Annotated in this window: 16 protein-coding genes; 12 read left to right on the forward strand and 4 right to left on the reverse strand. The window is 73.2% G+C overall.

The genetic code is table 11. The features are described from left to right. Positions 1 to 166: 166 nt before the first annotated feature. From Sco07f_RS29180 to Sco07f_RS29190, 3 genes are all read left to right on the forward strand, one after another. Positions 167 to 1,141 carry an ABC transporter ATP-binding protein gene (locus tag Sco07f_RS29180; protein ID WP_007448571.1) on the forward strand — a complete coding sequence of 325 codons (975 nt, stop codon included), beginning with the start codon at positions 167 to 169 and terminating at the stop codon, positions 1,139 to 1,141. 152 nt (positions 1,142 to 1,293) lie between these two features. Continuing rightward, positions 1,294 to 2,121, forward strand: a complete 828-nt coding sequence (locus tag Sco07f_RS29185; protein WP_042825980.1) for an ABC transporter permease — start codon at positions 1,294 to 1,296, stop codon at positions 2,119 to 2,121. A gap of 34 nt (positions 2,122 to 2,155) precedes the next feature. Next, the gene (locus tag Sco07f_RS29190) at positions 2,156 to 2,890 is read left to right on the forward strand and encodes a hypothetical protein (protein WP_042825979.1); all 735 of its coding nucleotides are present in this window, start codon (positions 2,156 to 2,158) and stop codon (positions 2,888 to 2,890) included. Between the two features lie 107 nt (positions 2,891 to 2,997). Here Sco07f_RS29190 and ybaK read toward each other — a convergent pair whose 3' ends face one another. The 4 genes from ybaK to Sco07f_RS29210 all read right to left on the reverse strand — a co-directional run bounded on the left by ybaK (position 2,998) and on the right by Sco07f_RS29210 (position 6,965). Further along, positions 2,998 to 3,510: a Cys-tRNA(Pro) deacylase gene (ybaK, locus tag Sco07f_RS29195; protein ID WP_054103375.1), complete on the reverse strand. Its 513-nt coding sequence runs from the start codon at positions 3,508 to 3,510 to the stop codon at positions 2,998 to 3,000. A gap of 13 nt (positions 3,511 to 3,523) precedes the next feature. Continuing rightward, positions 3,524 to 4,264, reverse strand: a complete 741-nt coding sequence (locus Sco07f_RS29200; protein ID WP_007448583.1) for an LON peptidase substrate-binding domain-containing protein — start codon at positions 4,262 to 4,264, stop codon at positions 3,524 to 3,526. 11 nt (positions 4,265 to 4,275) lie between these two features. Beyond that, positions 4,276 to 5,262, reverse strand: a complete 987-nt coding sequence (locus Sco07f_RS29205) for a hypothetical protein (protein ID WP_108989713.1) — start codon at positions 5,260 to 5,262, stop codon at positions 4,276 to 4,278. 125 nt (positions 5,263 to 5,387) lie between these two features. Beyond that, positions 5,388 to 6,965, reverse strand: coding sequence for a hypothetical protein (locus tag Sco07f_RS29210; protein ID WP_007448577.1), 1,578 nt, complete (start codon positions 6,963 to 6,965; stop codon positions 5,388 to 5,390). A gap of 199 nt (positions 6,966 to 7,164) precedes the next feature. On the opposite strand from Sco07f_RS29210, the gene hisD reads away from it, so the two are divergent. From hisD to Sco07f_RS39845, 9 genes are all read left to right on the forward strand, one after another. Beyond that, positions 7,165 to 8,490 (forward strand): histidinol dehydrogenase, encoded by a 1,326-nt coding sequence (gene hisD, locus Sco07f_RS29215; protein ID WP_108989622.1) that lies wholly within the window; start codon positions 7,165 to 7,167, stop codon positions 8,488 to 8,490. Further along, complete coding sequence (locus Sco07f_RS29220; RefSeq protein ID WP_007448567.1) at positions 8,487 to 9,596, forward strand: histidinol-phosphate transaminase; 1,110 nt, start codon at positions 8,487 to 8,489, stop codon at positions 9,594 to 9,596. The genes hisD and Sco07f_RS29220 overlap by 4 nt, the downstream gene beginning before the upstream one ends. Further along, positions 9,593 to 10,186, forward strand: coding sequence for an imidazoleglycerol-phosphate dehydratase HisB (hisB, locus tag Sco07f_RS29225; RefSeq protein ID WP_007448566.1), 594 nt, complete (start codon positions 9,593 to 9,595; stop codon positions 10,184 to 10,186). Before Sco07f_RS29220 ends, hisB begins: the two co-directional genes overlap by 4 nt. Positions 10,187 to 10,189: 3 nt before the next feature. Beyond that, the gene (locus tag Sco07f_RS40245) at positions 10,190 to 10,354 is read left to right on the forward strand and encodes a CG2302 family histidine operon protein (RefSeq protein WP_007448565.1); all 165 of its coding nucleotides are present in this window, start codon (positions 10,190 to 10,192) and stop codon (positions 10,352 to 10,354) included. After that, positions 10,351 to 10,989 carry an imidazole glycerol phosphate synthase subunit HisH gene (gene hisH / locus Sco07f_RS29230; protein WP_434092016.1) on the forward strand — a complete coding sequence of 213 codons (639 nt, stop codon included), beginning with the start codon at positions 10,351 to 10,353 and terminating at the stop codon, positions 10,987 to 10,989. Before Sco07f_RS40245 ends, hisH begins: the two co-directional genes overlap by 4 nt. A 17-nt stretch (positions 10,990 to 11,006) precedes the next feature. Then, positions 11,007 to 11,732 (forward strand): bifunctional 1-(5-phosphoribosyl)-5-((5-phosphoribosylamino)methylideneamino)imidazole-4-carboxamide isomerase/phosphoribosylanthranilate isomerase PriA, encoded by a 726-nt coding sequence (gene priA, locus Sco07f_RS29235; protein ID WP_007448562.1) that lies wholly within the window; start codon positions 11,007 to 11,009, stop codon positions 11,730 to 11,732. Next, on the forward strand, positions 11,729 to 12,133 hold the full coding sequence (locus Sco07f_RS29240) for a RidA family protein (protein WP_007448560.1): 405 nt from the start codon (positions 11,729 to 11,731) through the stop codon (positions 12,131 to 12,133). Before priA ends, Sco07f_RS29240 begins: the two co-directional genes overlap by 4 nt. Next, positions 12,130 to 12,885: an imidazole glycerol phosphate synthase subunit HisF gene (gene hisF / locus Sco07f_RS29245; RefSeq protein ID WP_108989623.1), complete on the forward strand. Its 756-nt coding sequence runs from the start codon at positions 12,130 to 12,132 to the stop codon at positions 12,883 to 12,885. The genes Sco07f_RS29240 and hisF overlap by 4 nt, the downstream gene beginning before the upstream one ends. A gap of 65 nt (positions 12,886 to 12,950) precedes the next feature. Continuing rightward, positions 12,951 to 13,112: a hypothetical protein gene (locus tag Sco07f_RS39845; protein WP_159106997.1), complete on the forward strand. Its 162-nt coding sequence runs from the start codon at positions 12,951 to 12,953 to the stop codon at positions 13,110 to 13,112. Positions 13,113 to 13,130 lie beyond the last annotated feature (18 nt).

The raw sequence follows: 13,130 nt of genomic DNA on the forward strand, positions 1-13,130 counted from the left end.
GGCCCGGCGCGCGGCCCCCTCGGCCCGCCCCCGGCACACCCCCGCTTCCCCCGGCTGAATCGACACTTATGGGCGGACCCGGGGGCGGGCCGGAGGGACCGACCCCGTAGTCTCGTCCCTTGTGAGTACGCGCGCGGCACAGGCACCTCGACCCGGTGGCGATGCCGTGTGCGTGGTGCGCGAGCTGTCCAAGACCTATCCGGCCGTCCGCGGCCGGCGCGGCGCTCCGGCCACCCCCGAGGTGCGGGCCACCGACGACGTCACCCTGGACATCCGCCGCGGTGAGATCTTCGGACTGCTCGGACCCAACGGCGCCGGCAAGTCCACCCTCGTGCGCCAGCTCACCGGCCTGATGCGGCCCGACGGCGGCAGCGTGGAGATCCTCGGGCACGACATCGTGCGCCACCCGGAGCGGGCCGCCCGGATCCTCGCCTACCTGGGGCAGGAGTCCAGCGCCCTGGACGAGCTGACCGTGTCGCTCGCCGCCGAGACCACCGGACGGCTGCGGGGCCTCGAGGTGCGCCGGGCCCGCGCCGAGCGGGACGCCGTACTCGAGGAACTGGGGCTGACCGGCCTGGCCGCCCGCCCGATCAAGAAGCTCTCCGGCGGCCAGCGCCGCCTGGCCTGCTTCGCCGCCGCGCTGGTGGGGGAGCGTCCGCTGCTCGTCCTGGACGAGCCGACCACCGGCATGGACCCGGTGGCCCGGCGCGCGGTGTGGTCGGCCGTCGACCGGCGGCGCGCCGAACAGGGCGCCACCGTCGTGCTCGTCACCCACAACGTCATCGAGGCCGAGACCGTCCTCGACCGGGTCGCCGTCCTCGACCGGGGCCGCGTGATCGCCTGCGACACGCCCTCCGGGCTCAAGGAGCAGGTGGCCGGGGAGGTCCGCGTCGACCTGGTGTGGCGCGAGAGCGCGCCGCTGCACGTCCCGGAGGTCGCCGCCCTGCGCGACCGCGTCGTCGAGTCGGGGCGCCGCTGGACCCTGCGGCTGGCCCCCGAGGAGGCCCGTGCCGTCGTCGCCACCGTCACCGGTGGCGCCGCCTTCGCCGCCCTGGACGACTTCACCCTGGCCACGCCCAGCCTGGAGGACGTGTACCTGGCGCTGGGCGGCGCCGCGCGGCAGGGGCTGGTGAGGACGTGAGCACGCGAGCGGTGAGCACACCGGCCGCAGCATCCGTACCCCACGGGACGAACACACCCGTGCGGAGGAACGCTTCGAACGGCTCCAGTCAGAGCGGCCCCAGCGAGAACGGCCCCAGCGAAACCGACCCGAGCGAAGGGGAGCAGCGCGACGTGAGTGTCGTACCCGCCGATGCCCTGCGGGGCGCTGCCCCGGCAGCCGAGGAGCGGCACGTGACCGGCCGCCCGGCCGAGCTGGGGCCCAGGGCGCGGCTGTGGCCCTCCCTGGTGGCCGTGTACCGGGCGCAGCTGTCCCGGGCGCGGGTCGCGCGTATCCCGCTGCTGTTCGTGGCGACCTTCCAGTCGATCGGCATCATGATCCTGATGCGGGGCGTCGTGGACGGCGGCGGCGAGGCGCAGGCCGTGGTCGCCGGGTCGGCGGTGCTCGTCGTGGCCTTCGTCGCGCTGAACCTCCTCGCCCAGTACTTCGGCCAGCTGCGCGCCAGCGGCGGCCTCGACCACTACGCGACGCTCCCGGTGCCGCCCGCCGCGGTGGTACTGGGCACGGCGGGCGCGTACGCGTCCTTCACCGCGCCCGGGACCGTGGTGACGGCGGTGTTCGGCTGCCTGCTGTTCGGGCTGCCGATGACCCACCTGTGGGTGCTCCTCGCCGTGATCCCGCTGGCGGGCGCGGCGCTCGCCGGACTGGGCGCGGCGCTGGGGCTGCTCGCCCCCCGGCCGGAGTTCGCCACGCTCCTCGGCCAGCTCGGCATGTCGGCGGCCCTGCTCCTCGGCGTGCTGCCGCCCGAACGGATGCCGCAGCTGGTGCGCCTGGCCCGGGACCTGCTGCCCTCCACGTACGGTGTGGAGGCCTTCGCGCGCACCTTCGGCGAACGGCCCGACTGGGGCTTCGTCCTCGGCGACCTCGCGGTGTGCGCCGCGGTCGGGGTGATCTCGCTGGCCGTGGCCACCTGGGCGTACCGCCGGGCCGCCGTCCGGTGACGCGGCGCACAGGCGCGTTTGGCACGATGGCACGGTGACAGCACCCTGGACTCCGCCACCGCCGCCGAACGAACGCTCGTCGTACCAGGGCGGGCCGGTGCCGCCGCCCGTCGGTGCGCACGCGGTGGGCGCCGACGCGGTGGGCACCGCGGCCGGCGGCCCGTACGACCACCACGGTGATCCTCACGGCGAACAGGACGGCCCCGGGATGTTGAAGGAAGTGCGGCAGGCCGCCGTGACCGTGGTGGCGGTCGCGGTCTTCGGCGCGCTGCTGGGCGTGCTGTGGTGGAAGCTGGCGCCGAGCGTGCCGCTGGTGGGTGACGTGGCCGACGGCGCCTGGGTCGTCTACCTCAAGGACTCCGAGGGCGAGCAGGCGATCGGCGTCGACGGAACGTTCACGCTGCTCGCGCTGGCGTTCGGGGCGCTCAGCGCGGTCGTGGTCTTCCTGCTGCGGCGGCGCGGGGGTGTGCCGCTGGTGGTGGCCCTCGGTGTCGGCGGGCTGCTCGGGTCGCTGCTGGCGTGGTGGCTCGGGGTGCAGCTCGGGCCCGCGCAGGACGTGATCGCGCACGCCAAGGAGGTGGGCGAGGGGGTGACGTTCTCCGCGCCGCTGAAGCTGGGGGCGAAGGGGGTGCTGCTGGCGTGGTCCTTCGCGGCACTGGTGGTGCATCTGGGGTTGACGGGGTTGTTCGGGCCTCGGGATCCGGAGCCGGACCCCTGGCCGGGGGCTGGGCAGTATTCGCCGGGGGCGTACGGGGGCGGGGGTAAGTAGGGCGGTGCGCGGCCCGGCGTTGCGGGGTGCCGCTGTGCCCACCCGTGCCGCCCCAGCGGCACGACTGCCCACAGCTGCGGCGGCGGCTGCGTTGCCCGCAGCTAAGGTCAGGGGCGGGCGATCGGGGCCAGGACCGCGGTCGTGAGGGAGGCGAGGTCGGTGGGGGAGAGCTCGACCTCGAGGCCGCGGCGGCCTGCCGAGACGCAGATCGTGGGGTGGGCCGAGGCCGAGGCGTCCAGGACCGTCGGGAGGCGCTTTCGCTGGCCCAGCGGGGAGATGCCGCCGCGTACGTAGCCCGTGGTGCGCTCGGCCAGGGCCGGGTCGGCCATCGCCGCACGCTTGCCGCCGACCGCGGCCGCCAGCGCCTTGAGGTCCAGCTGGCCCGCCACGGGCACCACCGCGACCGTCAGCGCCCCGTCCACGTCCGCCACCAGCGTCTTGAACACCCGCTCCGGGGAGACGCCCGTCGCCTCGGCCGCCTCCTCGCCGTAGGACGGATGGGCCGGGTCGTGCTCGTAGGCGTGGACCGTGTACGTCACCCCGGCCGCGGTGAGCGCCACCGTGGCGGGCGTGCCGCCGGACTGCTGCTTCTTGTTCGCCTTGCTCGGCTTCTTCGCCATGGGGGTCAGTACCTCAGTTGAGACTCGTCGGGCCGCGCGTCAGTTCCTGCGCCGGCAGGGACGGCAGCGTACGGATGATGGAGGTCTCGGAGCGAAGGAGTTTCAGCTCGTCCCGCAGCCGCGAGGCGGTGTCCGGGGCCTGGAGCAGACGCTGCTTCGTCGGCGTGTCCAGCATCATCGCGGCGGCGACCAGGTAGGAGACCACACCCGGTTCGTCCGGCAGCTCGGCGCCGGTCGCCAGCGACCGTTCGCGGGCCCCCGCCAGCCGCTTCTGGTACTGCCGGAAGGAGCGCAGCACGCCCTCGGCCAGCGCACCCGCCTCGTCGCCCGGTTCCTCGGGCAGCGGTTCCAGCTCGGCGGTCAGGAAGGGGCCCGACGCGTCCACGGAGGCCAGGCGCACCCGGTTGGTGCCGGTGGCGAGCACCTCGAAGGAGCCGTCGGCCCGCTCGCGGATGGTCGCCGCGTCCGCGACGCAGCCCACCTTGTGGAAGGCCTTGAGCGGGTCGGTCCCGAACCCGGCCGTCGGCCCCTGCTCGACGGTGGCCGTCGGGTCGGGCAGGCCGGGGGCGGTCCGGGCCACCTCGTGGCCGTCGCGGATCGCCACGACGGCGAACCGGCGTGGTTCGTCCTCCGAGGTCTTCAGCAACTCGCGCATCATGGCGCGGTAGCGCTCCTCGAAGACGTTGAGCGGAAGCACCAGCCCCGGGAACAGGACCGAGTTCAGGGGGAAGAGGGGGAGCCGGACGGTGGTCACGACGCAGAAGCCTAATGGGAGCCCGTCTCCAGGTGCGCACGGACGTCCGCGCGCACCTGGAGGAAACGGCCGAGCGGGTCGGGGTCGGCCGCGTCCCGCTCCCACGGGAAGGACGTGACGTACGGGCCGGTCAGCCGCAGTTGCTCCGCGGCCTCCCGGTGGCGTTCCAGGCGTACGAGGACGTAGACGAGCAGGTTCCGCAGCTCGGCCGCCCAGGGATCGGCCACCGGGTGGGCCGCCGAGAGGGCGGTCGCGCGGTCGGCGGCGTCGTCGAGGCGGGGGCGGTACGTGCGTACGGAGGCGCCGTCGGCGGAGGCGCCGGTGGCCGTCAGGCAGATGAAGGCCGCACGCAGGGGCAGGGCCCGCAGGAGCGCGTCCTCGGGGGCGTCCTGGGCGGCCGTCTCCGCGAAGTCCAGGCACTCGCCGTGGGCCACGGGCGAGGCGTCGGCCAGGTACTCCAGGGCGGCGACATGGCTGCCGTAGTGGTGCGGGGAGCGGCGGACCGCCTGCTCCCACAGCCGTTCGAACTCGGCGTGCGGCGCGCGTGCGCCCCGCGCGGCGTCCAGCGCCGTCCGCCACGGCACCGGGTCGACGGGGCCGGCGGCCTCGGCGGCGGCGACGACCGAGGGGATCACCTGGCGCAGGAGTTCCGTGCGGGCCGGTGAGTACCAGTGCCGGTCGACCGTCAGGCGGGCCGCCACCAGTTGGGCGTCGGGGTCGTCCGGGTCGGTCGCCCGCCAGGTGTCGAGCCACTCGGAGCGGGAGCGGGCGAAGGCGGCGAGCCGGGTCGTGTAGCGGTCGCGGTGGTCCCATTCGGCGTTCTCGCGGGTACCGGAGAGGAGGCCGGCCGCGGGGCCGTGCTCACCGCGGGCCGCGGCGACGAGGGCGGGGGCGAGGCGGTCGTCGGGGGCGTCGAGGAGCACGTCGTCGTCTGGGGCGGGCCGCGGTGACCGGGGGCGGGCCCGGGCAGCGGCGGACCGCAGGAACGCGCGCAGCATGGCCAGTACGACGGCCGAGGGTTCGGGATGGTTGTGCGGCCACGGCACCGCCTTCGGCCACTCGTGTTCCCGGCCGCACCGCCGTGCGGGTGGGGCGCGGGCGCGGGTCCCGTCCCCGGACGGGGTCAGCTGCGGCGGAGCAGCCGGGTGGCACCCGCCGCGACGGTGGTCGCCAGGACCCAGCCCAGCAGAACCAGCGCCGTCGACAGCCACTGCCAGCCGCCGTGGAGCTGCCAGGAGCCGGCCTGGCCCAGGTCGATCACCGGGAGGAGGAGGTCGAGGGCGAAGAGGGCCGGGTTCCAGTCCGGGTGTTCGCCGCTCTTCAGCGGCGGCGGCTCCGTGCGGGCGAAGGCGAGCGAGCCGGCCGCCCACAGCACCGCCATCCACACCGCCGCCCGGCCCGGCCGGTAGCCGTAGGCGACCGTCCAGTCCTGCGCGTAGCCCACCAGCTTCGCGGCGAGGGGGAGGCCCTCGCGGCGCCTGCGGTGCTTGGCGAGCAGCACCTCGCGGGCGTCCTCGTCCTCACCGCCGGCCCGCAGCACGGCGGCGAGGCGCTCGTACGGCTCCGGGTGGTACTCGGCGGTCGCGGCGCCCACCCAGCGCAGCCGCTTCGCCAGCGGGAACGGTCCGCGCGGCACCAGGTTCTCGTAGGCGAAGCCGCCCATGTGCAGCCGGCCGGGGCCCGGCCAGCTGTCCGCCCGGTCCATCAGGTTGACCACCCGCGCCCCCGACAGCACCACCCGCCCGCGCGCCGGACGCTCGCCCAGGAAGCGCAGCTCGGGCGTCTGCACCCGGCGCAGCGACAGCTCCTGGTCGTCGGTGAAGGTGAACCGCGCGTGCTCCAGGTCCAGCGCGTCGCCGAACCGCCCGTCGTCGAGGCGGACCCCGCCCTCGCACTCGAAGCGCTGGATGCGGGTGCCCTGCGCGGGCGTGGTGCCGCGCAGCAGCGGGCTGCCCAGGCCCGCCGGCGTCAGGTACAGGGTGCGCTCCACCGTCAGCTGCGGGGCGTTCAGCGCGTGCCGCGTGTACGGGTTGAGGAGCCGGGCGCCGCGCAGGCTCAGCGACACGCCGACCTGGGCGCTGCGCAGACTCACCTCGCCGTGCGACTCCAGCATCTCGGCCTGGAGGTCCTGCCCGACCGTCATGCCGTCCGCCGCTATCGAGCGCCCGCTGCGGTCCCGGTGCACGATCGCCTGGTTGAGCAGCAGGTCGGTGCCTATCTGCGCGTCCGTGAGCCGGATGCCGCCCGGAAAGCGGGAGCGCGGCAGGTGCAGGTCGCCCTCGGTGTGCAGCCGGGCCGCCTCCAGGCGCGGCACCGCGCAGTCCACCATCCGCACCGTCGTGAACCGGGTCTCCGGCAGCAGCACCTCCCGGTCGAACCGGCAGCGCCGCAGCTCCACGTACGGCACCACCGTGCCGCCCGCCAGGTCCATCGTGTCGCTGATCCGCACCCCCACCAGCTGCAGCGAGGACACCCGGCCCGCGAGGGCCGGCGGGCCGTCGAGCAGCAGCCAGCACACGACGCGGGCGCGCACGGTCCGCTCCGGTCCCCACGGCTGCCCGCCGTGCGGGTCGTCGACGAGCGCGTCGCCGCTGCTCAGGTCGTACACACTGCCGTTGCGGAAGGCCTGCCACATGCCGGCCTCGGCGGTGGTCAGGTCGTCCGGCAGCTCTCCGTCACGACGGCCGGCCCCCTCGGTCACGGTGCTTCACTCCCTCCCCGGCTACTCGTCGGTCGCTCACGCTTCGTACAACCGTTCATGCCCACTGAGTGACCTTCCGAACACTCAAAGTGAGCACGGATCGCGCGAGTTCACCCCGGGCCGTGAGCTCCGTCGCGTTCCGTATCAGCCATTGATACGCGCGGACCGCGCCGGACGCGGGTCTGAGAGAATTGGTTCCGTGATCTCCCGAATCGATCTGCGCGGCGACGCCCTCCCCGAGGGCCCCGCCCTGCGCGACCTGCTGCCCCGAGCCGACTTCGACGTCTCGGTCGCCCTGGAGAAGGTGCGTCCGATCTGCGAGGCCGTGCATCATCGCGGGGACGCGGCGCTGATCGACTTCACCGAGCAGTTCGACGGCGTCCGGCTGGAGCGGGTGCGCGTCCCGGCCGAGGAGCTGACCCGCGCCCTGGAGGGGCTCGACAAGGACGTGCGCGCCGCGCTCGAGGAGTCCATCCGCCGCGCCCGGCTCGTCCACCGCGAGCAGCGCCGCACCACGCACACCACCCAGGTCGTGCCCGGCGGTTCGGTCACCGAGAAGTGGGTTCCGGTCGAGCGGGTCGGGCTGTACGTGCCCGGCGGCCGGTCGGTCTACCCGTCGTCCGTGATCATGAACGTGGTGCCCGCGCAGGAGGCCGGGGTCGGCTCGATCGCGCTCGCCTCGCCGGCGCAGGCCGAGTTCGGCGGCATCCCGCACCCCACCATCCTGGCCGCCTGCGCCCTGCTCGGCGTCGACGAGGTGTACGCGGCCGGCGGCGCCACCGCCGTCGCGATGTTCGCCTACGGCACCGAGTCCTGCCCGCCCGCCAACATGGTCACCGGCCCCGGCAACATCTGGGTCGCCGCCGCCAAGCGCTTCTTCACCGGGAAGATCGGCATCGACGCCGAGGCGGGCCCGACCGAGATCGCCGTCCTGGCGGACTCGACCGCCGACCCGGTGCACGTCGCCTCCGACCTGATCAGCCAGGCCGAGCACGACCCGCTGGCCGCCGCCGTCCTGGTCACCGACTCCGTGGAGCTGGCGGACGCGGTGGAGAAGGAGCTGGAGCCGCAGGTCGAGGCCACCAAGCACATCGAGGACCGGATCCGCCCGGCCCTCGCCGGCCGCCAGTCCGCGATCGTCCTCGTCGACGGCCTGGACGAGGGCCTGCGCGTGGTCGACGCCTACGGCGCCGAGCACCTGGAGATCCAGACCGCCGACGCCGCCGCCGTCGCCGACCGGGTCAGGAACGCCGGCGCGGTCTTCGTCGGCCCCTGGGCACCCGTGTCGCTCGGCGACTACGCGGCCGGGTCCAACCACGTCCTGCCCACCGGCGGCTGCGCCTGCCACTCCTCGGGCCTGTCCGTGCAGTCCTTCCTGCGCGGCATCCACATCGTCGACTACACGCGCGACGCGCTCGCCGAGGTCGCGCACCACGTGGTGACGCTGGCGGAGGCCGAGGACCTGCCCGCGCACGGCGCGGCGATCAAGGCGAGGTTCGAGTGGAAGGTCCCGGAAAGCAAGTGACGTTCGGCATCGACGATCTCCCCGTACGGGACGAGCTGCGCGGCAAGTCCCCCTACGGCGCGCCCCAGCTGGACGTGCCGGTACGGCTGAACACCAACGAGAACCCCTACCCGCTGCCCGAGGCACTGGTCGAGCGGATCACCGAGCGGGTCCGCGAGGCCGCCCGCGACCTCAACCGCTACCCCGACCGGGACGCCGTCGAGCTGCGCGCGGGGCTGGCCCGCTACCTGACGGACACCTCCGGACACCCCCTGGACGTGAGCAACGTCTGGGCGGCCAACGGCTCCAACGAGGTCATCCAGCAACTGCTGCAGACCTTCGGCGGACCGGGCCGCACCGCGATCGGCTTCGAGCCGTCGTACTCGATGCACGGCCTCATCGCGCGCGGCACCGGCACCGGCTGGATCTCCGGGCCGCGCCACGAGGACTTCACCATCGACGTGCCCGCCGCCGCGCGGGCGATCGCCGAGCACCGCCCGGACGTCGTCTTCGTCACCACCCCCAACAACCCCACGGGGACCGCGGTTCCGGCCGAGACGGTCCTCGCCCTGTACGAGGCCGCCCAGGCGGCGAAGCCGTCCATGGTCGTGGTGGACGAGGCGTACATCGAGTTCAGCCACGGCGCGTCCCTGCTGCCGCTGCTCGACGGCCGGCCGAACCTGGTCGTCTCCCGCACCATGTCGAAGGCGTTCGGCGCGGCGGGCCTGCGCCTCGGCTACCTCGCCGCGCACCCGGCCGTCGTCGACGCCGTCCAGCTCGTACGGCTGCCGTACCACCTGTCGGCCGTCACCCAGGCGACCGCACTGGCCGCCCTGGAGCACACGGACACGCTGCTCAAGTACGTCGAGCAGCTGAAGACCGAGCGGGACCGGCTCGTCGCCGAACTGCGGGCCGTCGGCTACGAGGTGACCGAGTCCGACGCCAACTTCGTCCAGTTCGGGCGGTTCGCCGACTCGCACGAGACCTGGCGGAAGATCCTCGACCGGGGCGTCCTGGTCCGGGACAACGGCGTACCGGGGTGGCTGCGGGTCACCGCCGGCACCCCGGAGGAGAACGACGCGTTCCTCGACGCGGTACGTGAAGTCAAGAAGGAGCAGAACACATGAGCCGCGTGGGACGCGTGGAGCGCACGACCAAGGAGACCTCGGTCCTCGTCGAGATCGACCTCGACGGCACCGGCAAGACCGACATCGCCACCGGTGTCGGCTTCTACGACCACATGCTCGACCAGCTCGGCCGGCACGGCCTGTTCGACCTGACCGTGAAGACCGACGGCGACCTGCACATCGACTCCCACCACACCATCGAGGACACCGCCCTCGCGCTGGGCGCCGCCTTCAAGCAGGCCCTCGGCGACAAGGTGGGCATCTACCGCTTCGGCAACTGCACGGTCCCGCTGGACGAGTCCCTCGCCCAGGTCACCGTCGACCTCTCCGGCCGCCCCTACCTCGTGCACACCGAGCCCGAGAACATGGCGCCGATGATCGGCGAGTACGACGTGACGATGACCCGGCACATCCTGGAGTCCTTCGTCGCCCAGGCCCAGATCGCCCTGCACGTGCACGTGCCCTACGGGCGCAACGCGCACCACATCGTGGAGTGCCAGTTCAAGGCGCTGGCCCGGGCCCTGCGCTACGCATCCGAGCGCGACCCGCGCGCGGCCGGCATCCTGCCTTCCACGAAGGGCGCGCTCTAACCGATGAACGGTACGTCCACCGCACTGATCCTCGTCGGCCTCTTCCTGGCCGGCGGCATCTACTCCTTCGCCAAGCAGCAGATGCCCAAGGGCCTGATCGTGCTGCTGTCCATCGGCGCCGGCATGTGTCTGCTCGCGGGCGTCCTGAGGCTGGAGGTCTGGAGTTGACCGCCAAGCGGGTCGTCGTCTTCGACTACGGCTTCGGCAACGTCCGTTCCGCCGAGCGCGCCCTCGCGCGCGCGGGCGCCGACGTCGAGATCACCCGTGACTACGACAAGGCGATGAACGCCGACGGGCTGCTGGTCCCCGGTGTCGGCGCCTTCGCCGCCTGCATGGACGGCCTCAAGGCCGCCCGCGGCGACTGGATCGTCGACCGCAGGCTGTCGGGCGGACGCCCCGTCATGGGCATCTGCGTCGGCATGCAGATCCTCTTCTCGCGCGGCATCGAGCACGACGTGGAGGCCGAGGGCCTGGACGAGTGGCCCGGCACGGTCGGACCGCTCCAGGCCGACGTCGTGCCCCACATGGGCTGGAACACGGTCGAGGCGCCGGCCGACTCCCAGCTCTTCGCCGGCCTGGACGCCGACGCCCGCTTCTACTTCGTGCACTCCTACGCCGTCCACGAGTGGAACCAGGAGTCGCACAACCCGCTGCTCGCCGAGCCCAGGGTCACCTGGGCCACGCACGGCGAGCCCTTCGTGGCCGCGGTGGAGAACGGCGCGCTGTGGGCCACGCAGTTCCACCCCGAGAAGTCCGGCGACGCGGGCGCCCAGCTCCTCACCAACTGGATCGAGACCCTGTAGAGATGAGCCCGGTAGAGATGAGCAAGCTCGAACTCCTCCCCGCCGTCGACGTCCGCGACGGTCAGGCCGTCCGCCTCGTGCACGGCGAGTCCGGTACCGAGACCTCCTACGGCTCCCCGCTGGAGGCCGCCCTCGCCTGGCAGCGCTCCGGCGCCGAGTGGCTGCACCTGGTCGACCTGGACGCGGCGTTCGGCACCGGGGACAACCGCGCGCTGATCGCCGAGGTCGCGAAGGCCATGGACATCAAGGTGGAGCTGTCCGGCGGCATCCGCGACGACGACACCCTCGCCGCCGCCCTCGCCACCGGCTGCACCCGGGTGAACCTCGGCACCGCGGCCCTGGAGACCCCCGAGTGGGTCGCCAAGGTCATCGCCGAGCACGGCGACAAGATCGCCGTCGGTCTCGACGTACGGGGCACCACGCTGCGCGGCCGCGGCTGGACCCGCGACGGCGGCGACCTCTACGAGACGCTGGACCGCCTGAACAAGGAGGGCTGCGCCCGGTACGTCGTCACCGACATCGCCAAGGACGGCACCCTCCAGGGCCCCAACCTGGAGCTCCTGAAGAACGTGTGCGCGGCCACCGACCGCCCCGTCGTGGCCTCGGGCGGCGTGTCGTCCCTGGACGACCTGCGCGCGATCTCCGGGCTGGTCCCGGACGGTGTCGAGGGGGCCATCGTCGGGAAGGCCCTCTACGCGAAGGCGTTCACCCTGGAAGAAGCCCTGGAGGTTGTGTCGCCATGACATCTGAAGCCGTACGGCGCGTGCAGAGCGGAAGTCCCTGGGAAGAGTCCTTCGGTTTCGCACGCGCCGTGGCGGCGGGCGACCGTGTGATCGTGGCGGGTACGACCGCCTTCAAGGGCGACATGCTGTACGGGGAAGGCGACCCGTACGAACAGACCAAGGTCGCCTTCGCCACCGCCCTCGAGGCGATCGGCGAGTTCGGGCTCGGCGTCGAGTCCGTGATCCGGACCCGTGTGTGCCTGGCGCATTCGCGCGACGTCGATGCGGTGGGCCGCGCCCACAAGGAGCTGTTCGACTCCGTGCGCCCGGTCACGACCCTGCTGGTCGTGCAGGGATTCATCGACTCGCGGGTCCTGGTGTCGGTCGAAGTGGAAGCGTATAGAGGAGCCGTGGATTCATGACCCTGGCGGTCCGAGTCATCCCCTGCCTGGACGTGGACAACGGCCGGGTCGTCAAGGGTGTCAACTTCCAGAACCTGCGCGACGCGGGCGACCCCGTCGAGATGGCCAAGGTGTACGACGCCGAGGGCGCCGACGAGCTGACGTTCCTGGACATCACCGCCTCGTCGGGCAACCGCGAGACGACCTACGACGTGGTGCGCCGCACCGCCGAGCAGGTGTTCATCCCGCTCACCGTCGGCGGCGGGGTGCGCACCGCCGAGGACGTCGACAAGCTGCTGCGGGCCGGCGCCGACAAGGTGGGCGTGAACACGGCCGCCATCGCCCGGCCCGACCTGATCCGCGAGATCGCCGAGCGCTTCGGCCGGCAGGTTCTCGTCCTCTCGGTCGACGCCCGGCGCACCGAGGCCGGCACCTTCGAGGTGACCACCCACGGCGGCCGGCGCGGCACCGGCATCGACGCGGTGGAGTGGGCGCACCGGGCCGCCGAGCTGGGCGCGGGGGAGATCCTGCTCAACTCGATGGACGCGGACGGCACGAAGGACGGCTACGACCTGGAGATGCTGGCGGCGGTACGCAAGCACGTGACCGTCCCCGTGATCGCCTCGGGCGGCGCGGGCGCCCTCGCCCACTTCGCTCCGGCGGTGGAGGCGGGCGCGGACGCGGTCCTGGCGGCGTCGGTCTTCCACTTCGGCGACCTGCGGATCGGCGAGGTGAAGGAGACGCTGCGGGGGGCGGGATACCCCATACGGTAGTTCGAGCAGGCGCTCGTTGGTGGCAGGGGCGGACTCGCCGAAGCCCTCGCTTCTAACCTGCCCGTATGGCAGTGATCGCGATCGAGGTCACCGAGGAAGAGCTGGCCGAGCTTGCGGCGGAGGCCCAGGAGCGAGGCATCGCCGTCGACCGACTCGCGCATGACGTGCTGATGGAGGGGGTGGCGGTCAGGCGTCGGGAGAGGGGCTTCACGCCTCCCTCGGACTAGGAAAGTAAAATTGCGCAA

Source organism: Streptomyces coelicoflavus, assembly GCF_003112555.1.
Taxonomy (GTDB): domain Bacteria; phylum Actinomycetota; class Actinomycetes; order Streptomycetales; family Streptomycetaceae; genus Streptomyces; species Streptomyces coelicoflavus.